The 25,128-nt window shown below is 60.4% G+C and carries 23 protein-coding genes; 17 read left to right on the top strand and 6 right to left on the bottom strand.

The window, feature by feature from the left end; genetic code table 11:
* The first annotated feature begins 151 nt into the window (after positions 1-151).
* From metH to BXU06_RS15005, 3 genes are all read left to right on the top strand, one after another.
* Positions 152-3,871, top strand: a complete 3,720-nt coding sequence (gene metH / locus BXU06_RS15020) for a methionine synthase (RefSeq protein ID WP_077301390.1) — start codon at positions 152-154, stop codon at positions 3,869-3,871.
* Between the two features lie 726 nt (positions 3,872-4,597).
* Positions 4,598-6,664 carry a hypothetical protein gene (locus tag BXU06_RS15010; RefSeq protein ID WP_077301384.1) on the top strand — a complete coding sequence of 689 codons (2,067 nt, stop codon included), beginning with the start codon at positions 4,598-4,600 and terminating at the stop codon, positions 6,662-6,664.
* Positions 6,665-6,890: 226 nt separating this feature from the next.
* The gene (locus BXU06_RS15005; protein ID WP_077301381.1) at positions 6,891-7,283 is read left to right on the top strand and encodes a VOC family protein; all 393 of its coding nucleotides are present in this window, start codon (positions 6,891-6,893) and stop codon (positions 7,281-7,283) included.
* Between the two features lie 34 nt (positions 7,284-7,317).
* On the opposite strand, the gene BXU06_RS15000 is transcribed toward BXU06_RS15005, so the two are convergent.
* The 4 genes from BXU06_RS15000 to BXU06_RS14985 all read right to left on the bottom strand — a co-directional run bounded on the left by BXU06_RS15000 (position 7,318) and on the right by BXU06_RS14985 (position 12,130).
* Complete coding sequence (locus tag BXU06_RS15000) at positions 7,318-8,277, bottom strand: DUF4351 domain-containing protein (RefSeq protein WP_077301378.1); 960 nt, start codon at positions 8,275-8,277, stop codon at positions 7,318-7,320.
* A 111-nt stretch (positions 8,278-8,388) separates the two neighbouring features.
* Positions 8,389-9,360 (bottom strand): DUF4351 domain-containing protein, encoded by a 972-nt coding sequence (locus BXU06_RS14995; RefSeq protein ID WP_077301375.1) that lies wholly within the window; start codon positions 9,358-9,360, stop codon positions 8,389-8,391.
* Positions 9,361-9,471: 111 nt separating this feature from the next.
* A complete protein-coding gene (locus tag BXU06_RS14990; RefSeq protein ID WP_077301372.1) occupies positions 9,472-10,455 on the bottom strand; it encodes a DUF4351 domain-containing protein in 984 nt (327 codons plus the stop codon).
* A gap of 265 nt (positions 10,456-10,720) precedes the next feature.
* Positions 10,721-12,130 carry an MFS transporter gene (locus BXU06_RS14985; protein ID WP_077301369.1) on the bottom strand — a complete coding sequence of 470 codons (1,410 nt, stop codon included), beginning with the start codon at positions 12,128-12,130 and terminating at the stop codon, positions 10,721-10,723.
* A gap of 139 nt (positions 12,131-12,269) precedes the next feature.
* Between BXU06_RS14985 and BXU06_RS14980 the strand changes: the two genes are divergently transcribed.
* Complete coding sequence (locus BXU06_RS14980) at positions 12,270-13,166, top strand: LysR family transcriptional regulator (protein ID WP_077301366.1); 897 nt, start codon at positions 12,270-12,272, stop codon at positions 13,164-13,166.
* Between the two features lie 36 nt (positions 13,167-13,202).
* Positions 13,203-15,167 (top strand): U32 family peptidase, encoded by a 1,965-nt coding sequence (locus BXU06_RS14975; protein ID WP_077301363.1) that lies wholly within the window; start codon positions 13,203-13,205, stop codon positions 15,165-15,167.
* Between the two features lie 164 nt (positions 15,168-15,331).
* On the opposite strand, the gene BXU06_RS18515 is transcribed toward BXU06_RS14975, so the two are convergent.
* A complete protein-coding gene (locus BXU06_RS18515) occupies positions 15,332-15,661 on the bottom strand; it encodes a hypothetical protein (RefSeq protein ID WP_077301360.1) in 330 nt (109 codons plus the stop codon).
* Positions 15,662-16,372: 711 nt separating this feature from the next.
* On the opposite strand from BXU06_RS18515, the gene BXU06_RS14965 reads away from it, so the two are divergent.
* The 12 genes from BXU06_RS14965 to BXU06_RS14910 all read left to right on the top strand — a co-directional run bounded on the left by BXU06_RS14965 (position 16,373) and on the right by BXU06_RS14910 (position 24,263).
* Positions 16,373-17,119 carry a Crp/Fnr family transcriptional regulator gene (locus BXU06_RS14965; RefSeq protein WP_171982238.1) on the top strand — a complete coding sequence of 249 codons (747 nt, stop codon included), beginning with the start codon at positions 16,373-16,375 and terminating at the stop codon, positions 17,117-17,119.
* Between the two features lie 133 nt (positions 17,120-17,252).
* Positions 17,253-17,837: an RNA polymerase sigma factor gene (locus tag BXU06_RS14960; RefSeq protein ID WP_216352494.1), complete on the top strand. Its 585-nt coding sequence runs from the start codon at positions 17,253-17,255 to the stop codon at positions 17,835-17,837.
* Positions 17,838-17,987: 150 nt separating this feature from the next.
* Positions 17,988-18,227 (top strand): RebB family R body protein, encoded by a 240-nt coding sequence (locus tag BXU06_RS14955; RefSeq protein ID WP_077301354.1) that lies wholly within the window; start codon positions 17,988-17,990, stop codon positions 18,225-18,227.
* A gap of 163 nt (positions 18,228-18,390) precedes the next feature.
* Positions 18,391-19,155: a hypothetical protein gene (locus BXU06_RS17925; RefSeq protein WP_216352493.1), complete on the top strand. Its 765-nt coding sequence runs from the start codon at positions 18,391-18,393 to the stop codon at positions 19,153-19,155.
* Between the two features lie 99 nt (positions 19,156-19,254).
* Positions 19,255-20,397, top strand: a complete 1,143-nt coding sequence (locus tag BXU06_RS14945; RefSeq protein WP_171982237.1) for a patatin-like phospholipase family protein — start codon at positions 19,255-19,257, stop codon at positions 20,395-20,397.
* Between the two features lie 318 nt (positions 20,398-20,715).
* Positions 20,716-21,165: a lysozyme gene (locus BXU06_RS14940; RefSeq protein ID WP_077301348.1), complete on the top strand. Its 450-nt coding sequence runs from the start codon at positions 20,716-20,718 to the stop codon at positions 21,163-21,165.
* A gap of 146 nt (positions 21,166-21,311) precedes the next feature.
* Entirely contained in the window at positions 21,312-21,929 is a 618-nt protein-coding gene (locus BXU06_RS14935) for a response regulator transcription factor (protein ID WP_077301346.1), read from the top strand.
* Positions 21,930-22,004: 75 nt separating this feature from the next.
* Positions 22,005-22,628: a hypothetical protein gene (locus BXU06_RS14930; protein ID WP_077301343.1), complete on the top strand. Its 624-nt coding sequence runs from the start codon at positions 22,005-22,007 to the stop codon at positions 22,626-22,628.
* A gap of 84 nt (positions 22,629-22,712) precedes the next feature.
* The gene (locus BXU06_RS14925) at positions 22,713-23,021 is read left to right on the top strand and encodes a RebB family R body protein (protein ID WP_077301340.1); all 309 of its coding nucleotides are present in this window, start codon (positions 22,713-22,715) and stop codon (positions 23,019-23,021) included.
* A gap of 59 nt (positions 23,022-23,080) precedes the next feature.
* Positions 23,081-23,416, top strand: coding sequence for a RebB family R body protein (locus BXU06_RS14920; RefSeq protein WP_077301337.1), 336 nt, complete (start codon positions 23,081-23,083; stop codon positions 23,414-23,416).
* 38 nt (positions 23,417-23,454) lie between these two features.
* Positions 23,455-23,787, top strand: a complete 333-nt coding sequence (locus tag BXU06_RS14915; RefSeq protein WP_077301334.1) for a RebB family R body protein — start codon at positions 23,455-23,457, stop codon at positions 23,785-23,787.
* Between the two features lie 152 nt (positions 23,788-23,939).
* Positions 23,940-24,263, top strand: a complete 324-nt coding sequence (locus tag BXU06_RS14910; RefSeq protein ID WP_077301331.1) for a RebB family R body protein — start codon at positions 23,940-23,942, stop codon at positions 24,261-24,263.
* An 86-nt stretch (positions 24,264-24,349) separates the two neighbouring features.
* Here the strand turns inward: BXU06_RS14910 and BXU06_RS14905 are convergent, their stop codons facing one another.
* The gene (locus BXU06_RS14905) at positions 24,350-25,105 is read right to left on the bottom strand and encodes a TenA family transcriptional regulator (RefSeq protein WP_077301328.1); all 756 of its coding nucleotides are present in this window, start codon (positions 25,103-25,105) and stop codon (positions 24,350-24,352) included.
* Positions 25,106-25,128 lie beyond the last annotated feature (23 nt).

Genomic DNA, 25,128 nt, shown 5'->3' with positions numbered 1-25,128 from the left:
GGCCTTGAGTGAGATGGGCGTGTTTCTACGTAGACACCAGGGAGATTGCCCCCCCATGGCAGGACAAGTCGCGTCGCCCCTCCCTGCCATGGTCCTGAAACGCCCATGATAGAATCAACGCCATTTCCCTATCCCAGCCTGCCCCGCCGCCATGTCCACACCGACCGCCCAACGCATCCGCTCCCTGCTTGACTCGCGCATCCTGATTCTGGATGGCGGGATGGGCACCATGATTCAGCGCCACCACCTGCAGGAGGCCGACTATCGCGGCACGCGCTTTGCCGACTGGCCCAGCGATGTCAAAGGCAATAACGACCTGCTGGTGCTCACCCGGCCCGACGTGATTGGCGGCATTCACCAGCAGTATCTGGACGCTGGTGCCGACATCATCGAAACCAACACCTTCAACGCCACCTCGATTGCCATGGCCGACTACGGCATGGAAGCGCTGGTGTGGGAGATGAACCACGCCGCCGCCAGGCTGGTAAAAGACCTGTGCGTGGCGATGACCGCCGCCAACCCGGACAAACCGCGCTTTTGCGCCGGTGTACTCGGCCCGACCAACCGCACCTGCTCGATCAGTCCGGACGTGAACGACCCCGGCTACCGCAATGTGACGTTTGACGCGCTGGTGGAAAGCTATACCGAAGCCATCGACGGCCTGGTGAAGGGCGGCGCGGATGTGCTGCTGGTGGAAACCATTTTCGACACGCTGAACGCCAAGGCGGCGGTGTTTGCCATTCATCAGTATTTTGATGAACACCCGGACACCGAACGGCTGCCGATCATGATTTCCGGCACCATCACCGACCAATCTGGCCGCACCCTGACCGGGCAGACCACCGAGGCGTTTTACAACAGCCTGGCGCACGCCAACGCGGTGAGCTTTGGCCTGAACTGCGCACTCGGCCCCGACCTGCTGCGCCCGTATGTAGAAGAAATGTCGCGGATTTCCGCCACTTTTGTGTCGGTACACGCCAACGCCGGCCTGCCCAATGCCTTTGGCGAATACGACCTGACCCCGGAAGCCATGGCCCCGCAAGTGCGCGAATGGGCGCAATCTGGCCTGGTGAATATTGTTGGCGGCTGCTGCGGCACCACGCCCGAGCACATTGCCGCCATCTATCAGGCGGTGAAAGACCTGCCGCCGCGCCCGCTGCCACAGATTGAAGCCAAATGCCGGCTGGCCGGGCTGGAGCCGTTCAACATCGGCGACAAAGACCTGTTTGTGAACGTGGGCGAGCGCACCAATGTGACCGGCTCGAAAGCCTTTGCCCGGCTGATTCTCAACGGCGACTACGCCACCGCGCTGGACGTGGCCCGCCAGCAGGTGGAAAACGGCGCGCAAGTCATCGACATCAATATGGACGAGGGCATGCTCGACGCCCACGCCGCCATGGTGCGCTTTCTCAACCTGATTGCCGCCGAACCGGACATCGCCCGCGTGCCGATCATGATCGACAGCTCCAAGTGGGAAGTGATCGAAGCCGGCCTGAAGTGCATTCAGGGCAAGGGCATTGTCAACTCGATCTCGATGAAGGAGGGCGTGGACAAATTTGTCCAGCAAGCACGCCTGCTGCGCCGCTATGGCGCGGCAGTGATTGTCATGGCGTTTGACGAAGTGGGCCAGGCCGACACCTACGCACGCAAAGTAGAAATCTGCGAAAAAAGCTACCGCATTCTGGTGGACGAAGTGGGTTTTCCGCCAGAAGACATCATCTTTGACCCGAACATCTTTGCCGTGGCCACCGGCATTGAAGAACACGCCCGCTACGGCCTGGACTTTATCGAGGCCACCGGTTGGATCAAGCAGCACCTGCCGCACGCCAAGATTTCCGGCGGGGTGTCGAATGTGTCGTTCTCCTTCCGGGGCAATAACAAGGTGCGCGAGGCGATTCACGCCGTGTTCCTGTATCACGCCATCAAAAACGGCATGACCATGGGCATTGTCAATGCCGGCGCGCTGGAAGTGTACGACGAGGTAGACCCGGTGCTGCGTGAGCGTATCGAAGACGTGGTGCTGATGCGCGGCGACGATATCATGGCAGTCACCGAAGCGCTGATTACCCTGGCCGAAAGCTTCCGGGGCGACGCCAAAGAAGCCAAGGGCGAAGACCTGGCCTGGCGCGAGCAGCCGGTGGAAAAACGCCTGGAACACGCGCTGATCAAGGGCATCACCACCTATATTGTCGAAGACACCGAAGAAGTGCGACAAAAGTGCGCGCGGCCCATTCATGTGATCGAAGGCCCGCTGATGGACGGCATGAACGTGGTGGGCGACCTGTTTGGTGCCGGCAAGATGTTTTTGCCGCAGGTGGTGAAATCCGCGCGGGTGATGAAAGCCGCCGTCGCCCACCTGGAACCGTACATCGAAGAAGAAAAAATCCGCATGGGCCTGCAGGACGCGCCAGCCAAGGGCGTGATCATCATGGCCACCGTCAAGGGCGACGTGCACGACATCGGCAAAAACATCGTTGGTGTGGTGCTGCGCTGCAATAACTACCAGGTGATCGACCTGGGCGTGATGGTGCCCTGCCAGAAAATTCTCGACGCCGCCATCGAACACAAGGCTGACATCATCGGCCTGTCTGGCCTGATTACCCCCAGCCTGGAAGAAATGAGCCATGTCGCCAAAGAAATGCAGCGCCAGGGCTTCACCATTCCGCTGCTGATTGGCGGTGCCACCACCAGCCGGGTTCACACGGCGGTTAAAATTGCCCCGCACTACCAAGGCCCGGTGGTGTACGTGGCCGACGCCAGCCGCGCCGTGGGCGTGTGCTCCAACCTGCTGTCCGACACTCTGCGCAACGCCTTTGTCCAGGAAGTGGCCGACGACTACGCCAAGGCCCGCGCCATCTTTGAAGGCCGGGGCGACGCCAAGCTGCTGCCAATTGCCGACGCCCGCGAACAGCGCCACCGCATCGACTGGGCCCGCTACACCCCGCCCACCCCGGCCTGGACCGGCGTGCGCCGCTTTGAACAGTACAATCTGGCCGACATTGCCGCCGTGATCGACTGGACGCCATTCTTCCAGAGCTGGGAACTGGCAGGCCGCTTCCCCGCCATTCTGACTGACGAAGTGGTGGGCGAATCCGCCAGCGCGCTGTGGGCCGACGCCCAGACCATGCTCAAGCAGATCATCGACGAAAAATGGCTGAGCGCCAGCGCCGTCATCGGCCTGTTTCCGGCCAATAGCATCAACCACGACGACATCGAAATCCGCGACCCCGACACCGGTGCCACGCTGATGACCTGGGTGGGCCTGCGCCAGCAGCTGGTAAAAACCACCAAAGACGGCCAAGCCACCCCCGACTGGTGCCTGGCTGACTTCATCGCCCCCAAAGACAGCGGCGTGCAGGATTACATCGGTGCCTTTGCCGTCACCGGCGGCCTGGGCATCGACCCGCACGTGGCCCGCTTTGAAGCCGCCAACGACGACTACAGCGCCATCCTGCTCAAAGCCCTAGCCGACCGCTTTGCCGAAGCCTTTGCCGAACTGATGCACAAACGCGTGCGTACCGAATTCTGGGGCTACGCCCACGGCGAAGCGCTGGATAACGACGCGCTGATTGACGAAAAATACCAAGGCATCCGCCCCGCCCCCGGCTACCCGGCCTGCCCCGACCATACTGTCAAACGCGAACTTTTCACCCTGCTTGATGCACCAGGCATCGGCATGAGCTTGACCGAAGGCTACGCCATGCTGCCCACGGCGGCAGTCTCCGGCTTTTACTTCAGCCACCCCGACAGCCGCTACTTTGGCGTGGGCAAAATCAGCAAGGATCAGGTGGAAAGTTATGCACAACGCCGTGGCGTGAGCGTGGAACAGGCGGAACGAGATTTGGCGCCGAATTTGGGCTACAACGCCTGATGCCTACGCCCTTGCCTGAGCAAACCCCAGAGCAAGCCGGCGAACACCCCCAAAACGCGCCGGTGTCAGATTTACACCGGCGCTACCCGGATTTGCTGGGTGCGCGGGTGGCGATGCAGCGGGCGGCGGAAGCTGCCCGGAGACTGGCGGAGCAGATGGGGACGGAGCTGGTGGTGGGGGAACCGATGAGGGAGGGGCGTCCTGGTGCGGGGACGACTATGGATGTTTACAGGGTGATAAATAGCTGAGAATGGGTCTGTTGGCGAGATAGATTTTAGTGGAATGGCGTTTTGTTGGATGAATGTGCTGACTACGGTGTCTCTCCGGGTCATTCCCGCGCAGGCGGGAATCCAGGGCTCGCCACCGCGAGCGGCTGGGTGGTAGAGGTTTTTTGCTGGGAAGTACGTAGTGGGGGCTTGTCATAAGCGTTGGGGACGTGTATTAATTGATAGGCATGTTTTCTGGCCTTTGCCATCTTGAGCCAGAGTCTCAGAGAGCATCCGCATTCTTGATACACAGGCAAAAACGCTCTAGCAAGTAGTCTGTACCCAACATAACGGTAACAGGTCTCAGTATTTAGGCACGCTGAGGCCTAACCATTGGCCCGACTGGGGTCCATTGTAGCATCCAGCTAAAGGCCCCCTACTTCATCTTGGGCCTTTAGCCACATGCCGCAACGGTCCGGTGAGCTCGAACGTTAAACCAACAGGAGATATTGAAGCTACTATGGATAATTTGATTCCTATTGGACGCAAATGGTCATTTACCCCTGTCGAATTTATTACCACGCCTGCCGATTTCGAGTATGTTCAACCCTCTTACGCATTTGTGGATGAATCTCGCATTCGCCAAAGTCGATATCTTGTGATCGCTGCCCCCGGGGCAGTGGGGAAGAGTGCATTCGGCCTTCACTTGGCACAGACTAAAAATGCTATGTTGTGGGACTTGGCGAAACTTCGGTTAGGCTCCAATACCTTTATTGGTAGCGTTCTGCAAACAATCGGCACAGTCAATCTAGCAGATTTCTTGGCCTCGATTGAGTCTGGAGAAACAACCCTAGTCTTCGACGCGTTCGACGAGGCTGAACTTCATAGTGGATGGACTGGGGTACAAGAATTTCTTAAGGAAATTGTCAACTATACGAAGAATGCAAAGCCTGCATCGATAGTTTTCTTGGCTCGACGAGAGACGGCTGAGTTATTGGAACTCATTCTTTCCGATCTTCTTCCGTCTTCGGTTGGACTGGCAAAGGCTAGTATCGGCTTTTTTTCTCGGGAAGGTGCTGCAGACTTTGTCCTTTCTCAAATATCCCGCCTCAAAGGTAACAATTACCTTAGTCGTAATGAAATCGTTCTGAAGCAAAAGACCCAAGAGGCGTTTGCCATGCCGGTTGTTGGTGATGACGGCGCTAGTGCCTCCGATGGGTGGCGATCGCCTGAACACGAGCGATTTTTTGGTTATGCACCAGTGCTTCAGACCATCGCAAGACTTCTGGCCGAGTCCGACAACCTCTATACCGTATCATTTGATCGCTCTCGAACTGGATATGCCGAAGTCGTTGGCGAGATTTTGGATGTGATCCAAAGACGAGAGGAGGACAAATTTATTGCGGCCGTAAACCAGCGGTTTGCATCAGAAAAGGATTTCAGCCTTAATGGTATCTATTCTCCGGAAGATCAGCAGAGACGTCTATTTGGCTTTCTTAATAATGATCAATCTGACGCTTATGCTCTAAGCCAGATGTTCGTTCCACATATTGCCTCCGAATTGACTGAAATGATTCGCAGCTTCTTGCCACAGCATCCATTTTTAGATGGAAATGTTCTTGCAGGACCAGCCTTCCGAGACTATCTCTTGGCAAGGGGGCTCACAAGCGGACGTATGCGATTTGCAGCTCAACTTTGGATAGATACTTTCCACCCGCTATACACCCCAATTCTTGCAAGCCTTTACCATAACATTTCCGATGGTTTGGCGAATGCAGAGGATGTTGAGTTGCTTTACGAGTCGGCAAATGCTGGAGGCACGAATACCCAAAGTAGCTTACTGCTCTTCATTTCCGATGATAACCCGCAGACACTTTCTATTGAGATCGCCAGTGATGAGACAAATCCACTTGTGGAGAATCTTCACTTTCGTGCGGTAAACCCAGAGTCGCTTCTTTTCAGCAGACGCCTCAATAATGCGCAAGTGATTACGACTTCGACGGTAGTGTTTGGCCTGAAGGACCAAACATTCGAGTTCATCGATTGTGATATCAGTGCACCACTTATCCACTTTGAAACAGATCGGGTACATGTCCGAAGTGAGAATGCAGGGAGCACCCGGATAGAGTCAGCGGCACCTATTCAAGCTCCGCCCACTCTCAAGATTGATGTGCAGTCAAAAGCCCTGTTTTCGGTTGTCGCACCAAATTCAAAAGCCTACCCTTGGAATCATTTTTCGTCAGAATCATCCGCCAATCACGCCACGGTGGATGTAGAAGGCACACTGCATGTCATAGCGAGAATCCTCGGCTGGTTCAGAAAGGATCGGCGAAAGGAGTTTGGCCGGTACAAGGATCTCATCGTAAAGCATGTTGTTGGTTCGAGCCCAACGGCTCGCTATGCCCTTGGCTTCATCCAGCATGTCGGCGCTCTCTATGACGTAGGCAATCTGTATTTCATCGACACTGATATCTTAGATTTTCACGAGATATCGTGGCAGACGATAAGAGGCGGCTCCGTTTCATCGAAGGCCAAGCTGTCAGTTGAGAATTACCTTCTTACCACTCCTCAACCGCCACAGTTCTAACTCTGCGTTCGAGCGGACCTGCGTAAAAAGCCGCGCAGGCCGCTAAACTCGAACGTTAGCCATCGCACAATAATCAGAGATCGCTCCCATTTCCCCGACCATGATCGGCGCTTGGCTATTGGCGCAACAAGCAGCTAGCGGCATACAAAATCCAGCGTGAGCGGCCAGGCAAGATGTGCTACCTTAACCCCCATATTTTTCCCGCATGTGTTATTGGAGGCACTTCATGCTCAGCCACGTCATGGTCGGAACCAACAATATCGAACACGCCAAGCAGTTTTACGACGCGGTGCTTGCCGTGCTAGGCGCGGGTGAGCCGGTGCGCAATCAGGCACCGTCGGGCCATACCCGACTGTTTTATCTGCACGATGGCAGCATGTTTTGTGTGAGCGAGCCGATCAATGGCGAGCCGGCCACGTTTGCCAATGGCGGCACGATTGGCTTCAAGTGCCATTCGCCCGAGCAGGTGCAGGCGTTTCACGATGTGGCGGTGGCGCATGGCGGCCAGTCGATTGAAGCGCCACCCGGCCCGCGTCAGGGCAGTTTGGGGCCGTTGTATCTGGGCTATGTGCGTGACCCGGATGGCAACAAGCTGTGTGCGATTCATCGGGTGAAGTGAGTCGGCGCCCGCCAGCGGCTGGGCGCCTGCTGGCTTACTGGCTGAACACCTCAGCCAGACTGTCGGCGTCCAGCGCGCGATCCAGCCAGTGTTCCAGCTCATCCACGCTGGCGGTTTGCAGACGGGCGAGGCGGTCTTCGGGCAGTGGGCCGAAGCGCTTTTGCAGCAGACGGCGTAGTGCTTTTGCCTCGCCGGTTTGCTCACCTTCCAGACGGCCTTGCAGCAGGCCCTGCTGCATCCATTTTTCACTATACAGTTGCTCAACAGAAGTCACGTAACGCATTTTCTCTTGCTCCTCAAGCACTTCGATATTGTGCCACAGCGACCGTTTCAGCTGTTCTGGCAGACGCATCATCCAGTCCATCACGCTGAACAGATCAATCACCCGCTGTTTGTCCCAGCCACGCTGGTATAACAACTGCACCAGCTTCCACTTGGCGGCGAAGCGGGCGTTCATGTCTTGCCGGGTGGCTTGGGTGAGTAAATGGGCCAGGGTGACCAGGGCGAATGGGTTGGGGTTGTGATAGAGCTGGTCTTGATCGGCTGCGTAGTCCAGCAGCTTCACCGCCGGAAAGCGCAGTTCGTGTTCGCAGCCCAAAACCGCAAATCCAAAATGGTTTGGCCGCCAATTGGCGGTGGTGTCGGCTAACACTGCCAAACTGGCCACCGGCTGGCGGTAACGATCATACAAGCGGTAGTTGTAGACAAACATCCGCTCGGCAAATTCTGCCTGGGCGCTGCTCTGCACTTCCAGGTGTACGTATACCCAGCGCTCGCTGCCATCTTGCAGGGCCACCTTGGCCAGTTTATCGACAAAGCGCTTGCCCAATTCAGCATCCTGCACCACGGCGCGCAGTTCCTGATCGAGAAATTCATGGCCGCGCGCCCAGTTTATTTGCTGGCTGGCGTGGGGAAAGTAAAAGGCGATGAACTCGGGAAAGTAACGCTCAACGGCGTCTTTCCACGGGCTGTCGTAGTCGTCGGGGGTGTCCATGCGGGGCTTTCGGGCAGTGGTGACGCGCTCAGCATAGGACAGGATACGGGCATAAGCTATTCGGAGAAATACGCAACCAGGCGGCTGAACCGCCGCCCGCGCACAACAGCATTACTGGCTAAACACCCCGGCCAGGCTGTCCGCATCCAGCGCCCGATCCAGCCACAGCTCCAGCTCATCAATGCTGGCGGTTTGCAGGCGGGCGAGCACGTCTTCAGACAGCGGGCCAAAGCGTTTTTCCAGTAGGCGGCGCAGGGCGTAGGCTTCGCCCTTGGCGATGCCGCTTTGCTCGCCCTCCAGACGGCCCTGCAGCAAGCCTTGCAATAAGCCCTTCTCAATCCCAATCTGCTCCACAGAAGTCACGTAACGCATTTTCTCTTGCTCCTCAAGCACTTCGATATTGTGCCACAGCGACCGTTTCAGCTGCTCTGGCAGACGCATCATCCAGTCCAGTACGCTGAACAGATCAATCACCCGCTGTTTGTCCCAGCCACGCTGGTATAACAACTGCACCAGCTTCCACTTGGCGGCAAAGCGGGCGTTCATGTCTTGCCGGGTGGCCTGGGTCAGCAGGTGGGCCAGGGTGACCAGGGCAAAGGGGTTGGGGTTGCTGTACAGCGCGTCCTGATCTTGCCCGTAATCCAGCAGCTTGGCCGTGGGAAAATTCAGCACAATCGAACAGCCCAGCGCCTGATAGCCAAACTGGCCTGGCCGCCAACTGGGTGTGCCATCGGCCAGCAAGGCCAGGCTGGCGATGGGTTGCCGATAGCGGTCGTACAGCCGGTAATGGTAGACAAACATCCGCTCGGCAAATTCCGCCTGGGCGCTGCCCTGCACTTCCAGATGCACGTATACCCAGCGCTCGCTGCCGTCTTGCAGGGCCACCTTGGCCAGTTTATCGACAAAGCGCTTGCCCAGCTCAGCATCCTGCACCACGGCGCGCAGTTCCTGATCGAGAAACTCATGACCACGCGCCCAGTTTATTTGCTGGCTGGCGTGGGGAAAGTAAAAGGCGATGAACTCGGGAAAGTAATGCTCAACGGCGTCTTTCCACGGGCTGTCGTAGTCGTCGGGGGTGTCCATGCGGGGCTTTCGGGCAGTGGTGACGCGCTCAGCATAGGACAGGATACGGGCATAAGCTATTCGGAGAAATACGCAATCGGGTGGCTGAACCACCGCCCGCGCACAACAGCATTACTGGGCAAACACCCCGGCCAGGCTGTCCGCATCCAGCGCCCGATCCAGCCATAACTCCAACTCATCAATGCTGGCGGCTTGCAGGCGGGCGAGCACGTCTTCCGACAGTGGGCCGAAGCGTTTTTCCAGCAGACGACGCAGGGCGTAGGCTTCGCCCTTGGCGATGCCGCTTTGCTCGCCTTCCAGACGGCCCTGCATCAAGCCCTGCAACATTCCTTGCTGCATCCCCTTCTCAATCCCAATCTGCTCAACAGAAGTCACGTAACGCATTTTTTCTTGCTCCTCAAGCACTTCGATATTGTGCCACAGCGACTGTTTCAGGTGCTCCGGCAGGCGCATCATCCAGTCCAGCACGCTGAATAAATCAATCACCCGCTGTTTGTCCCAGCCACGCTGGTATAACAACTGCACCAGCTTCCACTTGGCGGCAAAGCGGGCGTTCATGTCTTGCCGGGTGGCCTGGGTCAGCAAATGGGCCAGGGTGACCAGGGCGAACGGGTTCGGATTGCTGTACAAACCAGCTTGGTCTTGGGTGTAGTCCAGCAGTTTTGCCACGGGAAAGCATAACTCGTGCTTGCAGCCCAGCACGGCAAAGGCAAAACGGTCTGGCCGCCAGTTTGGGGTGGTGTCGGCCAGCAGCGCCAGGCTGGCCACCGGCTGGCGGTAACGATCATACAAGCGGTAGTTGTAGACAAACATCCGCTCGGCAAATTCCGCTTGGGCGCTGCCTTGCACTTCCAGGTGCACATACACCCAGCGCTCGCTGCCGTCTTGCAGGGCCACCTTGGCCAGTTTATCGACAAAGCGCTTGCCCAGTTCAGCATCCTGCACCACGGCGCGCAGTTCCTGATCGAGAAACTCATGACCACGCGCCCAGTTTATTTGCTGGCTGGCGTGGGGAAAGTAAAAGTCGATGAACTCGGGAAAGTAATGCTCGACGGCGTCTTTCCACGGGCTGTCGTAGTCGTCGGGGGTGTCCATGGGGCTGAGCTCCGGCTATGGCGGAGCGGTGAGTATAGTATGTTTTAAGGTAATAAACGATGTTTTGTCTGTTGGGGGCGTCAAGGCGAAGTAGCATGCTGATACTGTTTTAAAACAGTGTGTTGTATCGTTTTTTGGCGTGTACTGATACTGGGTTTTTTTGCCTTCTACGATGGCTTGCCATGAGACATCGCCACGCAGAAGGTTACACCGCCCGTTGGGGCGGGCTTTCCGATGGGGCCTGCGCATTCCCCGCGTGTTCTGCCTACCTGCGCCCCGCCATCGCCAGCATGCCTGCCAGGCCCAGCGTCGCCAGCCCAAAGGTAACGTGCAGGCCTGCTGCCACCGCGTCGGGGTGCGCGTGGGTGAGGTCGCTTGTCCCGGTGCCCCAGGCAAACACCGCGCCCATCAGCGATGCGCCGCTCATCAGGCCCAGATTGCGTGCCACATTAAGCATGCCGGCCATTACGCCGCGTTGCGCTGCGGTGACGCGTTGCATCACGCTGGTGTTGTTGGCGGTTTGAAACAGCGCGTAGCCGGCGGTCATCAGCCCCATCGGGGCCAAGTAGGCGGCCACGCCGGCGGCCAGCGGCAGCAGCGACAAACCGCCTGCGCCCATCAGCAGGCTGGCCAGCCCCAGCAGCGCCATGCGCCGCGAGCCAAAGCGGTCTACCAGACGGCCTGCTGGCGCACTGGTCAGCGCGGCTAGCAGCGGGCCAACCGCCACCACCAGACCAAGCTGCAGCGGCGGCAGGCCCAGGCCGTGCGCCAGATAAAACGGCCCCACCACCAGGGTGGCCATCATCACCGTGGACACCAGCACACTGCCAAGCAGCCCGCTGCGCAGGGCGGGATCACGCAGCAGGGGCAGCCGGATCAGTGGCGAGGCCACCCGGCCTTGCCGGCGGACAAATAGGCCGGCGCTGAGCAGCGCGGCCAACAGCCAGGCCAGATTGCGCCGGTCCAGCTGGCCCTGGCCCAGCGTGGTGGCCTGCGCGTAGGCCACCAGTGCCAACGCCAGCAGCAGCGCCCCCAGGCTGTCGAACTGGCCGGCCAGCGGCTGGCGTGGGGCATTGGCCGGCAGGGTGCGGTAAGCCAGGCCCCAGGCCAGTGCGCCCAGCGGCACGGTCAGCCAGAACATGGCCGGCCAGCCAAACCCGGCAATCAAGGCTCCGCCCAGCAACGGGCCCAGCGCCGAGCCCACGGCAGACAGGCTGCCCAGCAGACCCATGGCACGGCCTGTTTCGCTGGCACCGGCCAGCTCGCCCACACTGGCCAGAGTCAGTGCCATCATGCTGGCCGCGCCCAGCCCTTGCAGCGCCCGCGCCGCAATCAGCCAGCCGAGACTGGGGGCGACTGCGCACAGCGCCGACGCCAGGGTGAACACGGCAATGCCACCCAGCAGCAGGGTGCGCCGGCCCAGCAGGTCACCCAACCGGCCCGCGCTGACGCTCAGCGCGGTCAGGGTCAGCAGGTAGGCCAGCGTCACCCATTGCACTTGCTGAAACGAGGCGTGCAGCACCTGTGCCAGCGCCGGCAGCCCCACATTGACCATGCTGGTTCCCAGCGCCGCCAGCAGCATCGACAACGACAGGCTGACCAGCCCCCAGCGCTGTCGGGAGGGAGAGGCGGGGGGCGGAGGGGCGGTGGCAAGAAGGGCTGTCGGCGGTGTCATGTTCAACTCCTGGCGTGGGGGTTTTTCGAGTGGGAGGGGGCTCAGGCAGTCTAGGCGGCACGCCAGGCCGGCGGAAGACGCACGGATTGCACGGTATACCTGCACGCCACGCCAGGTATGGGTGTGCTAGGGTGTGGGGATGAACCCGCCTGACCTGAACTTGCTGATCACCCTGGATGCCCTGCTGGCCGAAGGCAGCGTGGCGGGCGCGGCGCGGCGTTTGCAGCTGAGCCCGTCGGCGATGAGCCGGGCGCTGGCGCGGCTGCGCAAGGTGACCGGCGACCCGCTGCTGGTGCGCGCCGGACGCGGGCTGATACCCACGCCCCGGGCGCTGGCCTTGCGCGGGCCAGTGAGTCAGCTGGTGCAGGAGGCTCACAGCGTGCTGCGTCCGGCTGCTGCGCTGGCGCTGGGCGAGCTGACGCGCACCTTCACCTTGCGCGTCAGCGATGGCTTTGTGGATAACTTTGGCCCGGCGCTACTGGCCCATGTTGGCGCGCAGGCCCCTGGCGTGCGCTTGTGTTTTGTGCAAAAAACCGACAAGGACAGCGCGCCGCTGCGTGATGGCATGGCCGATCTGGAAACCGGCGTGATCGGCGCAGACACTGCACCAGAACTGCGCGTGCAGGCGCTGTTTCGCGACCGCTTTATCGGCGTGGTTCGCGCCGGTCATCCGCTGGCGGACTGTCTGGGTACTGCTGCGGCTTACTGCCAGGGCCGGCATATTGCCACCTCCCGGCGCGGGGTGGCGCACGGGCCGATTGACCGGGCCTTGCTCGCGCTGGGGATGGAGCGGCAGATTGCCACGCTGGTCAGCGGTTTTGCCACTGCCCTGGCGCTGGCCCGCGCCAGTGAGCTGATTGCCAGCGTGCCAGAACGCCACACCCGTGCGCTGCGCGTGGGCATGCACAGCTTTGCCCTGCCATTTGCCGTGCCGGGGATCACCGTGTCCTTGTTGTGGCACCCCCGGATGGAAGGCGATGCGGCGCATCGCTGGCTGCGGGGATGTGTGCGGGCGGTGTGCGCGGATTCGCTATAATTCTGTTTCTTCTCTTTTTATTTTCCAGGTTGCCCCATGAGTCTGTTGCCGCATCAACTTGAACTGCTGTCCCCGGCCAAAACGGCTGATATTGGCCGCGAGGCCATCCTGCACGGGGCGGATGCGGTGTATATCGGCGGGCCAGGGTTTGGCGCGCGGCACAATGCCGGCAATTCGGTCAGCGAGATTGCCGCGCTGGTGGAATTTGCCCACCGCTACCACGCGCGGATTTTTGTCACGCTGAATACCATTCTGCACGACGCCGAGCTGGAGCCGGCGCGGCAGCTGATTCACCAGTTTTACGATGCCGGGGTGGATGCGCTGATTGTGCAGGATATGGGCATTCTGGAGCTGGACATTCCGCCCATTCAGCTACACGCCTCGACTCAGTGCGACATCCGCAGCGCCGACAAGGCGCGTTTTTTGGCCGACGCCGGGCTGTCGCAGCTGGTGCTGGCACGCGAGTTGTCGTTGCCGGACATCCGCAAGGTGGCCGAGCGGGTGGGTGGGGCGGCGACGATTGAATATTTCATCCACGGCGCGCTGTGTGTGGCGTTTTCCGGGCAGTGCTACATCAGCCACGCCGAAACCGGGCGCAGCGCCAATCGCGGCGACTGTTCGCAAGCCTGTCGTCTGCCGTATACGCTGGCCGACGAGCAGGGCCGGGTGGTGGCCTACGACAAGCATTTGCTGTCGATGAAGGACAATAACCAGAGCGACAACCTGGAAGCCTTGATCGACGCCGGGGTGCGTTCGTTCAAGATCGAAGGCCGCTACAAGGATATGGACTATGTGAAGAACATCACCGCCCATTACCGCCTGCTGCTGGACGAGATTCTGACCCGCCGGCCTGAGCTGGCGCGCGCGTCCAGCGGGGTGTGCCATATCGGTTTTACCCCAGATCCGGACAAAACCTTTCACCGGGGCAGCACCGATTACTTTGCCACTGGCCGCAAAGACGATATTGGCGCGTTTGATTCGCCCAAATACGTTGGCCTGGCGCTGGGCCAGGTCAGTCGGGTGGGCAAGGACAGCTTCGAGCTGGTCAGCCGCGAGGCGCTGGCCAATGGCGATGGGCTGAACTTCATGAAAAAACGTGAGGTGATTGGCCTGCAGGCCAATACGGTGCAATGGCTGGGCGAGGATGACGAAGGCGGGCGCTGGCAGGTGACGCCCAACGACCCCGCCGTGCTGGCCAGCCTGAAGCCAGGGGTGGCCATCAGCCGCAACCGTGATCACAGCTGGGAGCAGGCACTGAGCAAAAAATCCGCCGAGCGGCGCGTGGGTCTGAACCTGGTGCTGGCCGACTGCACTGACGGCCTGGTGCTGACGCTGACCGACGAAGACGGGCTGAGTGTCAGCCGCGAGATTGCCCTGACCCTGGAAGCCGCCCGCGATGGCGACAAGGCGCTGGCCAGTCTGCGCGAGCATCTGGGCAAGCTGGGCAATACCTTGTTTGTTGCCCGTGATATTCAGTTGCAACTGCGTCAGCCGTGGTTTATCCCCGCCTCTGTGCTCAATGGCCTGCGCCGCGATGCGGTGGCGGCGCTGGAGGCGTTGCGGGTCAGCAGCTGGCCACGCCCGCCGCGCAAAACGCCAATCGAGCCGCCGGCGCTTTATCCGGACAGCTCACTGAGCTATCTGGCCAATGTGTATAACCACCTGGCCCGACAGTTTTATACCCGTCACGGCGTCAGCCTGATCGACGCGGCTTACGAGGCGCACGAGGAGCCGGGTGAAGTCAGCCTGATGATCACCAAGCATTGCCTGCGGTTTTCGTTCAATTTGTGCCCCAAGCAGGCCAAGGGGGTGCAGGGGGTGATGGGCCAGGTGCGCGCCGACCCGATGGTGCTGAAAAACGGCAACGAAACCTACACGCTGAAATTTGAATGCCGGCCCTGTGAGATGCATGTGATGGGCAAAATGAAAAAAACCGTGTTCCAGTCACCGCCGCCGGTGGCGGAGATGGCCCCGCTGGTGTTTCATCCACGCCGGTCATAAGCGCTGGCCCTTGCTGTGGACAAATTATCCACAGCGAAGGTAAGGTCTTATCTAGCCTGGGAAAACCTGATGCTGTGGGTAAGTTATCCACAATGCCACCGCCCTGGCCCTCTTGATGAGGGCCAGGGCGGTGGGCTTTCCGGGGTGGTGACTTGCGCTGGGGCTTACTGCTTGGCGGTTTCCGGCTTGGCAGCTTCTGGCTTGGCGGCGTCCTTGGCCACTTCCGGCTTGGCCGCAGCTTTGTCAGCCTTCTTCACCGTCTTGGCTTGTACTTTCTTGTGGGCCTTGTGCGTGTCTTTCTTGGCTTCGGCCTTCACTTCCGGCTTGGCCGCGTCCTTGGCCGCGTCCTTGGCGGCTTCCGGCTTGGCGGCGCTGGTGGCGGTTACCGGCGCTGCCGCCGGCTTGGCTTCGGCTTTCGGTGCGTCAGCGGCAAAGCCCACAGCGGCGGACAGGGTCAGGGTGGCGGCGATCAGGGTCTTCAGGGCGGTGTTCATGGTTGGCATCCTTATATTCTGGGTTCAAACAGCAGTCTGGGCGCCCCGGTGTCCGGGGATCACTGCGGGGTGCAGTCGATGAGTGAAGATTACCCCTCGCCTGTCGGGCCGTCTGTGAGTGCCTGGTGTCAGGATGTAACCGAATGTACTGGCTCAGATTTCCTTGCCCGCGCAGGAGGGCTGCGTCAGGCGGCTGTTGTGCGGTGTAGTGGTGTGTAGTCGATTGTAGTGGATTGATTTGATAGGGTAATGCGCCAGTCTGTCAGTGCTGGTGACTTGCCTGCATGGGCGTCTGGCGCGTGCCAGGCGTTGCCATGCAGCCCAACCCGTGTGCAGCTGTTGCGCATGTGATATCGCCATCAATCCACGCGGTTGAGTGCAAGATGGGCGGCGTTGCGTCTGGCTGGGGCCTGGTGTTGGGAAGGCGCTGTGCTGGTGTTGCCACCCGGCAGGACGCTGCGCGCATGGGCAACTGTGCGCAGGTGATGTGTTGAACGCATGGCTTTTTCTGTCTGAATCTCGGTTTCTGGTGGGCTGCGGTTGCCAGCCTGCCTGTCTGTCCAGGGCCTCCGCTGCATGGGGGTGACTGCGCGGCTGCGTGCGCGGTGTCTCTGGCGTGTTTTTGCCGCCTGCCAAAACGCTGTCTTCACAGCCAATCCGGTTTTACGTCCTTTGCATTCCAGCTTATTCACAGTGAATGGAGTGCGTGCTGTGTCGCCCACCCATGCGGTTATTGCCGTGGACGCATACGCCCAGGACAGCCCGGTTGTTGCCATGCTGGCGGGTTTGCCGTGGTTTGCCGGTTTGCCGCTGGCCTTGATCCAGCATATTGCCCGCCATGGCATGGAAAGACAGCTCGCCCCTCAGCAGGTGCTGTTTTTGAAGGACGAGCCAGATAGCTGCCTGGCGCTGGTGCTGTCCGGGCAGATCTACCATGTGTTGCATAACCAGGAAGGCCGCGAGCTGATCATCGACCGCAGCGCCGTGGGCGACTGGGTGGGGGAAAGCGCCTTGCTGGATGGCCAGGGCCGGCGGCCATGTACCACCATGGCCGATGATGTCGCGCGGGTGTGGCTGCTGTCTTCGGCGCAGTTTGGCCCTTTGCTGGCCGATGCCGAGTTTCTCAAGCGCATGTTTGCGTCGGTGTGCCGGCGCATGCACGCGCACACCGAACATGTGGAAACCTTGTGCCTGCACCAGCTGGCTCCCCGGCTGGCGCGGCATTTGTTGCGCATGGTCAGCGAGCCGCCGCGCCCGGCAGCCGGCGTGCAGGGGGTGTGGTTGCATCCGCCCAAGCAAAGCGTGCTGGCGTCGATGATCAATGTCAGCCGACCCAAGCTGAATGCCCAGCTGCGCTGCTGGCAACGCAGCGGCCTGATTCACCACCAAGCCAATCAATTACAAATTCTCGATATGGATCGACTACGTAAAATTGCGTATGGTTTATCCGGTGTCTGAATGGGTGGGGTGAGTTTAAAAAACCATTTGGCAAAATATTTATCAAGATTAATTGTCAATTGTCACCTGGGTAACAGATGCTTTTGTCCTGAGTGAACACACTGGCCTTCCTTGCCAATTCAGGAGAGCCAGCATGGAACAGGACATGGACATCGCCTTGCCATCCATACCGATGGAGTTGCCCTTGGGCGGGCGGATACGGTTTGAACAGGCCTGGCGCAGCGTACACGCCGATCTGGGCCGGCGTGCGCGCCGACTCACCCGGGGCGATTACGATCGCGCCGAGGAGTTACTGTCGCGCACGGCGCTGAAAGCATTTTTGTATATCTGTCAGGCGTCCGAGCGGGTGCGCGATGCCGAAGGGTTTTTGTTTCTGGTGCTCAATCACACCTTTCTGGATAGTGCCCGGCGCAATACCCGTGAAGAAAAGGTGATTGATCCGTATGTGGATCTGGATACCGATTCGATTCATGCCGTGGCCTGCCCGTCGCCTTCGCCGTTGCAGGCCTTGCTGATGCAGGAACAGCTGGAGCAGGTGCGCCAGGCGCTGGAAACTCTGTCGCCCGAGCAGCAGCACTTGTTTGCGCTGAAGTTTGAGCATGAATGGCCCTATAGCCAGATTGCCAGCGAGCTGGGCATCAGCGAGGCGCTGGCGCGCAAGCGGGTGGAGTTGTTGCGCAAAAAATTGCAGGCGCAACTGCAACGGCATCCACAGTGAGCCAGACGCGCGGCCACAGGTTCACAGCCGCCGGGCAACGGCGTTCTGTGGCTGAGGCGGGCTTTCCGGTGGCCATTGGTGCCGGGCATGGCTGCGCTGTGTGATGTGGCGGTTTGATGACTTTACCCGTGATAAACCAAGGAGACTTGTATGGCAGATAGCACCCCCGTTAATTCGCAGATTACCGATGCGGTCACCCAGACCAATGTGAAAGTGGTGGCGGAAGCGCCGGCGCAGGCCATGGCGGCGCTGTATCAGGTGGCCAGCCATTCGGCTGGACTATCGTTGCAGAATGCGATTCATAGCCAGCAGGCGTTGAATCAGATTTCCAGCGCGGTGATTTCCAAGGCGGTCACCATGATTCTGTCGGTAGGGGAAAAGGGCAGCTGATTGGTGTGGTTGTGTGCCCGTTATCCGGATGGCGATGGGGTGAATCGCTTGCCGGATAACGGCCTGTCGGCCTGTGGCCGGCGGCGTGTCTGGCTGGTGCGCCCAAGGTGTGTGAAAGGGGTAAGCCGGCAATCACCTATGGAGTATCGCAAAAATGGGCCTTATGGACGTCATTAAAAAAACCCTGACTTCGGGCAGCAATCTGGCCGCCGCCAGTGGCGGTGGTGCAGGCGCTGCGCCCTCCACACCGACCCCGGCGGCTGAACCCAGCGCACCAGCGCCCTCCCCGGCTTCCGCCACTGCGCCAGCGGCTGATCCGGCCCCTGCCGCTGCCTGCCCTGCGCCGGCCTCTGCGCCTGCCGCCGAGCCGCCGCCTGCTGCTGCTGCGCCTGATCCGGCGACTGCGCCGCCAGCAGGCACGCCACCGCCCGCAGCGGCCACACCGCCCGCGTCGTCCGGCTCGAAAACCCCGCTGTCGGCGATGACCGCCACGCTGGGGCAGCCCACTGCCACACCGAATACCGATGCGCTGAACAGCCAGATTGTGCAGGCGGTGCAACTGACCAATGCCGAAACGGCGGCATATGCCCCCAGCCAGATTGCCGTGGCACCCAATATGATGATTGCCCAGGCTTCCGGCCTGGTGGCGCAGTCAGCGGCGGCGTATTTCGACGGGGCCAGCAAAATGGTGCTGGCCAGTAAAAGCGTGCTGCTGAAAGACATGACCGAGAAATTTGCTTCCGAAGACCTGAAAGGGGCGGCGGAGGATGCACTGGGTCTGCTGATTACCGATTTGCTGATGGGCACTGCGGCAGCCGTGGCCGCCGCCGCTGGCGCCATCGAAGCCGAATCGGCGCATTTTGCTTTGGACAAGATCGACCAGAGTATTGAGAAATACAACACCACATTGGCCAATCGATCCAGTTAATGCGTGCGGGATGGCTGCCGGCAACGGCAGTGATCGTGCGCGCCTGTCGGCAACCCTTCCCCGCCAGGGTTGAATTACGTGAAGTCTCAGGAGTTTATGATGAAAGAGCATGTTTCAGCCAAGGCCGTTTCTCACCCTCCCGTCAAGAATGTACTGGTGCTGCAAGGCGGCGGTGCACTGGGCGCTTACCATATTGGTGCGTATGAGGCGCTGCATGAGCTGGGTTTCGAGCCCGATTGGGTGACCGGGATTTCCATTGGGGCGCTGAATGCGGCGGTGCTGGCCACCAACAAGCCGGAAGACCGGCTGCGCAAGATGACTGAATTCTGGAAGGATATTTCCCGTCCGGACGGCGCTGCCGCGCATTGCACCGGGCATTACCGCAGCCTGTACAACAAATCGGTGGTGGCCAAGTCGATGCTGCAGGGGTTGCCGAATTTCTGGACCCCCAGAGTCAATGTGATGATGGGCATGGGCGGGGCGGAGGTGCAGTTTTCCAAACCCACCGAAGCCAGCTACTACGACACCTCGCCGATGCTGGACACCCTGGCCAGACACTGCAATTTTGCCTGGCATCACCAGGGCCACGGTGCCCGGCTGAGTCTGGGGGCCACCCGGGTGGACACCGGCAAGCTGGAGTTCTTTGATTCGCTGCACACGCCGCTGCGCCCGGCGCACGCACTGGCCAGCGGCTCGCTGCCGCCAGGGTTTCCGGCTACCGAGATTGACGGGCGCTTTTACTGGGATGGGGGCTGCGTAACCAATACCCCGCTGCAGGCCGTGCTGGACGACACCCACGAAACCGCAGATTTGCGCGTGTTCATGGTGGATTTGTGGGGGGCGCATGGCCAGGCCCCGGTGACCATGGACGGGGTGGCCTGGCGGCAGAAGGAAATTCAGTACGCCAGCCGGATGGAGCAGCACAGCACGCTGCGCAAATACCAGAAGCTGTTTGGCCGCCTGCTGCATAGCCCGGAATGCGCGCCAGTGCATGATCTGCTGCATGGCTGGGCAGAAGAAGTGCTGGGTCGCCGGCTGCGCAATATCGATATCCACACCATTACCTATCGGCATACCGGGGAAGAAAGTTCGTTCAGCGATGCCGAATTCTCGGAAGGCTCGATCAAGCGCCGCCGCGAAATGGGCTATGTGGACATGCTGGCCAAGCTGGAGCAAGTGGCCAGTGCGGAAAAAATCGATATCCGCCCGACTCATCGCGACAGCCATCGGGTGACCTCCTGATCGGCTGCTGGTCTGTCATGCCATCGGTGTGATGACCGGCCATTCTGGATAACTGCGATAAACCGGGTGGGGCGCAGTACGCCTGAGTCACTGCGCGTAACTGAATGATAGATTTTATCGTGGCATACTGACATGGCCTGTTACCGGTAGGCTGCCGATAACAGGCCATATTATATTCATTAGCCATGTCATTCAGGCTGGATGGCTATTGGGTACCCGCCTCTCGGCAGCCTGTCAGCGCCGCTAAGCTGGCATGAACGTCGTGGCGGCCCGTTTTCGCTGGTTTCCCGGTGTGATCTCTCTTGCAAAGGAAAAAACATGAGCATCAATCAACTCAGCTGCAGCCCGAATGGCCAGGCCCTGATTAAAAAATTTGAAGGCCTGCGCCTGACGGCATACCAGGATATGGTGGGGGTGTGGACCATCGGCTATGGCCACACTGGCCCGGATGTGAAACCGGGGCTGGTGATTGGCCAGCAACAGGCCGACCAACTGCTGATCAATGATCTGGTGCGCTTCAACAATGGCGTCAATGCGCTGGTGACGGTGAAGCTCAATCAAAACCAGTTTGATGCGCTGGTGAGCTTCTCCTACAACCTGGGCTTGGGCTCGCTGCAAAACTCCACCCTGCTGCGTTTGCTCAACGCCGGTAATTTCCAGGCCGCTGCCGACCAGTTTCCGCGCTGGGATCGCGCCGGCGGCAAGGAAGTGGCTGGCTTGCTGGCCCGTCGCAATGCGGAGCGCGCGCTGTTCCTGACCCCGGTGTAAGGGTTGGCTGGCATTGGCCATGTGTGCTGAAACCCCCTGCCTTGCCAGGGGGTTTTGCTTGTCCGGATGGCCCTGGCCATGGGAGGGATTTCACAGCCCGCCGGCCCAGGCGTTCCAGCAGTACGTTTACTGCATGGAGCCTGCTCATGACGATTACCCCGCGAATTCTGGTTGTTGACCGTGTCCCGGTGTTTGCCGCCGGGGTTGAAGCTGCGTTTGCCCGCATGGGGCATCCGGTGACGCTGGACCACCTGAAAACTCTGCCTGCCCTGGCGGATCTGCCGGCCACTCTGCCTGATGTGCTGTTGCTGGAAGCATCGTGGGGTGCGCAGGCCGAGCTGGAGCTGATTCGCCAGCTGCATCTGCGTCACCCGCAGATTCGCTGCATTGTCAGCGTGTGTGATGGCAAGGCCGGGCTGGCGGCAGCGGTGCGCCAGGCCGGCGGCAGCGGAGTGTTCAACAAGGCGCTGAACCCGCAGATGCTGGTGTCGCTGTGCCTGCAGGTGCTGCAGGAGGATTGTTTCATTCCCACCTCGATTGGCGAGGCTGGCCAGCAGGCGTCTGCGCTGGGCGGGCCATCGCTGACTGCCCGCCAGCAGGAAATCCTCTGGCTGGTGGCCGAGGGGCAGTCCAACAAGCAGATTGCCCGTCGTCTGTCGGTGGCGGAAGGCACCATCAAAAACCAGCTCTACAGCATGTACCGGGTGCTGGGTGTCTCCAATCGCACCGAAGCATCCCGCTGGTGGCTGCACACCGCCCAGTAAGCCCTGGCCGGGCGGCCATGTGCGTGGCCGTCTGGCGTCATTTTGCTGATCAACCCAGACAAGGAGTCAACCCCGATGAGTAGCCCAGACCGTTCCCTGGATCCCAATCTGCAGCAGCTGGCCCAGAGCTGGCTTAACCGTCCGCTTACCCCGCAGGAGCTGGCCCGTTTGCAGGCCTTTCAGGCCGGGCAAACCACGCTCAGCCCCGGCCAGCAGGCCGGGGCCACGCTGAGCGCCAGCCGGGCCCAGACCGAAGCCAGTGTGCGTCAGGCGCTGGAGGCTATCCAGAACAACGCCAGCCAGGCCATGCAGGTGCAGGACAAGGAAGAGCAGGCCATTCTCAAGGTGGTGGAGGCCGCCCGCTCGCTGGCCGAGCTGCGGCCTGCCAGCCTGGCCCCGCTGGGGAGCGGGGTGGGTGCGGGCGGGCAGATGGCCTTGTCGCAGATTGCTGACCGGCTGGCCGGGCTGGCCAAGCAGGAGGTGGAGCGTTGTTTCAAGGAGTCATTTGGCCCGCTGCAAAACGCCTTGAGTGATGTCATCAACCGCCTGAACCAGCAACAGGCCAAAACCGAAGCCGCCATGGCCCAGCTGGCACCGGCCAATGCGCCTGTGCCGCAGGCTGCGGTGGCTACCGCGCCAGCCAGCGCTGCCGCGCCGAGTGTGATGGCAGACACTTCGATGACGCCATCGGCAGGTTGATGTTCACACCGGCCAACGCCTCGCGTTCTGTCCGGTGAGCACGGCATGTGTCGTGCCGCTACCTCTTTCTTAAGGAGATTTACAATGGCGCTTGATCAAATCACCGACGCAGTCACCCAGGTTAACGTCAAGGTGCTGGCTGAATCGCCGGCCATGGCCATGGGCTCGATCTACCAGACCATGGCGCACTCCACCGGCATCCTGTTTGAAAACGCCGTGTCGGCACAGCAACAGCAAAACACCCTGACCCAGGCGTCCACCAACCAGGGCGTGCTGCAAATCTACAGCATGGGCACCATGGCCGACGCTGCCGCCACCGAAAAAGTCAGCCAGGCTGGCGTGGCTGACAACCTGACCAGCCTGCTGACCGTGCTGCAATCGTTCAAGGGCTGATTGCGGCATCGCTGATCCGTTGCATCGCTGTTTTTTATTCCCGATAAAGGAGATTCATCATGGCAACATCTGATACCACGCCGCTCGCCGTCAACGCGCAAATCACCGATGCGGTGACCCAGACCAACGTCAAGGTGCTGGCTGAATCGCCGGCCATGGCCATGGGCTCGATCTACCAGACCATGGCGCATTCCACCGGCATCCTGTTCGAAAACGCCGTGTCGGCGCAGCAGCAGCAAAACACCCTGACCCAGGCCGCCACCAACCAGGGCGTGATGCAGATCTACAGCATGGACACCATGGCCGACGCTGCCGCCACCGAAAAAGTCAGCCAGGCTGGCGTGGCCGACAACCTGACCAGCCTGCTGACCGTGCTGCAGTCGTTCAAGTCTTGATCGTTTCGGGACCCATCAACTGATAAAGGACGTCAACGATGGCAGATGATGCTTCCACGCCGACGGTCAATGCGCAAATCACCGATGCGGTGACCCAGACCAACGTCAAGGTATTGGCGGAATCGCCAGCCATGGCCATGGGGTCGCTGTACCAGACCATGGCGCATTCCACCGGCATCCTGTTTGAAAACTCGGCATCGGCTCAGCAGCAGCAAAACACCCTGAGCCAGGCCGCAGCCAATCAGGGGGTGATCCAGCTGTACAGCATGGCCACCATGTCTGACGCGGCGGCAACCGAGAAAGTCAGCCAGGGTGGGGTCAGCGACAACCTGACCAGCCTGCTGACCGTGCTCAACGCGTTCCGTCGTTAAGCCGCAGTGGCTCCAGGCCCGGAGGGGGGGGTCCCTCTCCGGCTGGTTGCTGGTCTGCCTTCATTGTCTATTCGCGGCGTTCAGGCACGCGCACGGCTTGCCCGGCCTGATGACGCCATACGCTGTAGTGTATTTATTTTCAGGAGCATGAAATGGCTTTTCCGACGACTGTGAACAATCAGATTACCGATGCGGTGACCCAGGTGAATGTCAAGGTGCTGGCTGAGTCGCCGGCCATGGCCATGGGGTCGCTGTACCAGACCATGGCCCATTCCACTGGCATTCTGTTCCAGAATGCCGTGTCGGCACAGCAACAGCAAAATACCCTGAGCCAGGCTGCTGCCAATCAGGGTGTGATGCAGATTTACAGCATGAACACCATGGTGGCCGCAGGCGCTACCGAAAAAATGAGCCAGGCCGGCGTGGCCGACAACCTGACCAGCCTGCTGACCGTGTTGAAGTCGTTCAAGTCCTGATGGGTCGGGCGGCTTTTGGCCCGCCATGCAAACACCCCATGCGCCAATTGTGCATGGGGTGTTTGCATGGTGCCTACCGCTGTCGTTCAGCTGGCCGGCTGTTCCAGCGCCATGCAGCGGTCCAGCGTCATGGCCATATAGCGGTAGCTGGTGCAAATGGCGGTGCGTATCGGGGTGACTTGCGCCGGATCTGGCTGGGTGCCCAGCAGGGTGCACATGATGTCCAGCGCTTCCCACGGGTGGGTGTCATCGTACTGGGCGTGCTGGCGCAGCCAGCGGGTGGCTTTCTTGCGCTCGGATTCGGCAAAGAGGTTGGCGTAAGTCGGGGTAGAGCACACCAGATTGGACCACTCGCCAGTGGCACCTTCAATGGCATAGTGGGTGGCGGCCACCGATATAGCCAGCGCTTCGCGTTCGCAGGTGCGCCAGCACCAGTGCGCCAGCGCGCTGGTGGCTGGGTCGTCGGTGCCGGCAATCAGCGCGTCGCGGCTGACATCGCTGGCTTCGGCCCAGTCCACCCAGTAGTCGGCATGGTGCTGTTCCACCCGCAGGTTGCGGATCAGCCAGGTGCGGGCCAGGTCTTCGCCGGGGTGACGGCCATAACGTACCTTGAGCAGGTTGAACGCCATATATTGCGGAAACTGCTCGATCACCGGCCAGACGCCAATCAGAAAATGGCGCATGACCGGGTAGGGCAGGGTGGCGTCGCGCATGCGCTGGAACAGCACATGGCCGGTCACGCGGGCGCGGTCGGCGGCGCAGTCGTCCACCAACTTCTGGGCCCATTCGGGGTAGCTGGACAGCTCCATCAGCGGGCCGGTGCGGTTATAGGGCGTGTTCATGGGGTCTCCTGGAGGTACAAAGG

Origin of the sequence: Aquaspirillum sp. LM1 (assembly GCF_002002905.1) — a bacterium.
In the GTDB taxonomy this organism is placed as follows: Bacteria; Pseudomonadota; Gammaproteobacteria; order Burkholderiales; family Aquaspirillaceae; genus Rivihabitans.
Note: the sequence above shows the minus strand (reverse complement) of the source record. Positions and strands in the feature narration are given on the sequence as shown.

Coding starts and splice junctions, on each gene's coding strand:
- BXU06_RS14985 (WP_077301369.1), bottom strand. CDS start 12,130: ATGACACCGCCGACAGCCCTTCTTGCCACCGCCCCTCCGCCCCCCGCC.
- BXU06_RS14975 (WP_077301363.1), top strand. CDS start 13,203: ATGAGTCTGTTGCCGCATCAACTTGAACTGCTGTCCCCGGCCAAAACG.
- BXU06_RS14955 (WP_077301354.1), top strand. CDS start 17,988: ATGGCAGATAGCACCCCCGTTAATTCGCAGATTACCGATGCGGTCACC.
- BXU06_RS14925 (WP_077301340.1), top strand. CDS start 22,713: ATGGCGCTTGATCAAATCACCGACGCAGTCACCCAGGTTAACGTCAAG.
- BXU06_RS14945 (WP_171982237.1), top strand. CDS start 19,255: ATGAAAGAGCATGTTTCAGCCAAGGCCGTTTCTCACCCTCCCGTCAAG.
- BXU06_RS14905 (WP_077301328.1), bottom strand. CDS start 25,105: ATGAACACGCCCTATAACCGCACCGGCCCGCTGATGGAGCTGTCCAGC.
- BXU06_RS14935 (WP_077301346.1), top strand. CDS start 21,312: ATGACGATTACCCCGCGAATTCTGGTTGTTGACCGTGTCCCGGTGTTT.
- metH (WP_077301390.1), top strand. CDS start 152: ATGTCCACACCGACCGCCCAACGCATCCGCTCCCTGCTTGACTCGCGC.
- BXU06_RS15010 (WP_077301384.1), top strand. CDS start 4,598: ATGGATAATTTGATTCCTATTGGACGCAAATGGTCATTTACCCCTGTC.
- BXU06_RS14940 (WP_077301348.1), top strand. CDS start 20,716: ATGAGCATCAATCAACTCAGCTGCAGCCCGAATGGCCAGGCCCTGATT.
- BXU06_RS14915 (WP_077301334.1), top strand. CDS start 23,455: ATGGCAGATGATGCTTCCACGCCGACGGTCAATGCGCAAATCACCGAT.
- BXU06_RS15005 (WP_077301381.1), top strand. CDS start 6,891: ATGCTCAGCCACGTCATGGTCGGAACCAACAATATCGAACACGCCAAG.
- BXU06_RS14980 (WP_077301366.1), top strand. CDS start 12,270: ATGAACCCGCCTGACCTGAACTTGCTGATCACCCTGGATGCCCTGCTG.
- BXU06_RS14960 (WP_216352494.1), top strand. CDS start 17,253: ATGGAACAGGACATGGACATCGCCTTGCCATCCATACCGATGGAGTTG.
- BXU06_RS15000 (WP_077301378.1), bottom strand. CDS start 8,277: ATGGACACCCCCGACGACTACGACAGCCCGTGGAAAGACGCCGTTGAG.
- BXU06_RS14995 (WP_077301375.1), bottom strand. CDS start 9,360: ATGGACACCCCCGACGACTACGACAGCCCGTGGAAAGACGCCGTTGAG.
- BXU06_RS14910 (WP_077301331.1), top strand. CDS start 23,940: ATGGCTTTTCCGACGACTGTGAACAATCAGATTACCGATGCGGTGACC.
- BXU06_RS14920 (WP_077301337.1), top strand. CDS start 23,081: ATGGCAACATCTGATACCACGCCGCTCGCCGTCAACGCGCAAATCACC.
- BXU06_RS17925 (WP_216352493.1), top strand. CDS start 18,391: ATGGACGTCATTAAAAAAACCCTGACTTCGGGCAGCAATCTGGCCGCC.
- BXU06_RS14930 (WP_077301343.1), top strand. CDS start 22,005: ATGAGTAGCCCAGACCGTTCCCTGGATCCCAATCTGCAGCAGCTGGCC.
- BXU06_RS18515 (WP_077301360.1), bottom strand. CDS start 15,661: ATGAACACCGCCCTGAAGACCCTGATCGCCGCCACCCTGACCCTGTCC.
- BXU06_RS14990 (WP_077301372.1), bottom strand. CDS start 10,455: ATGGACACCCCCGACGACTACGACAGCCCGTGGAAAGACGCCGTCGAG.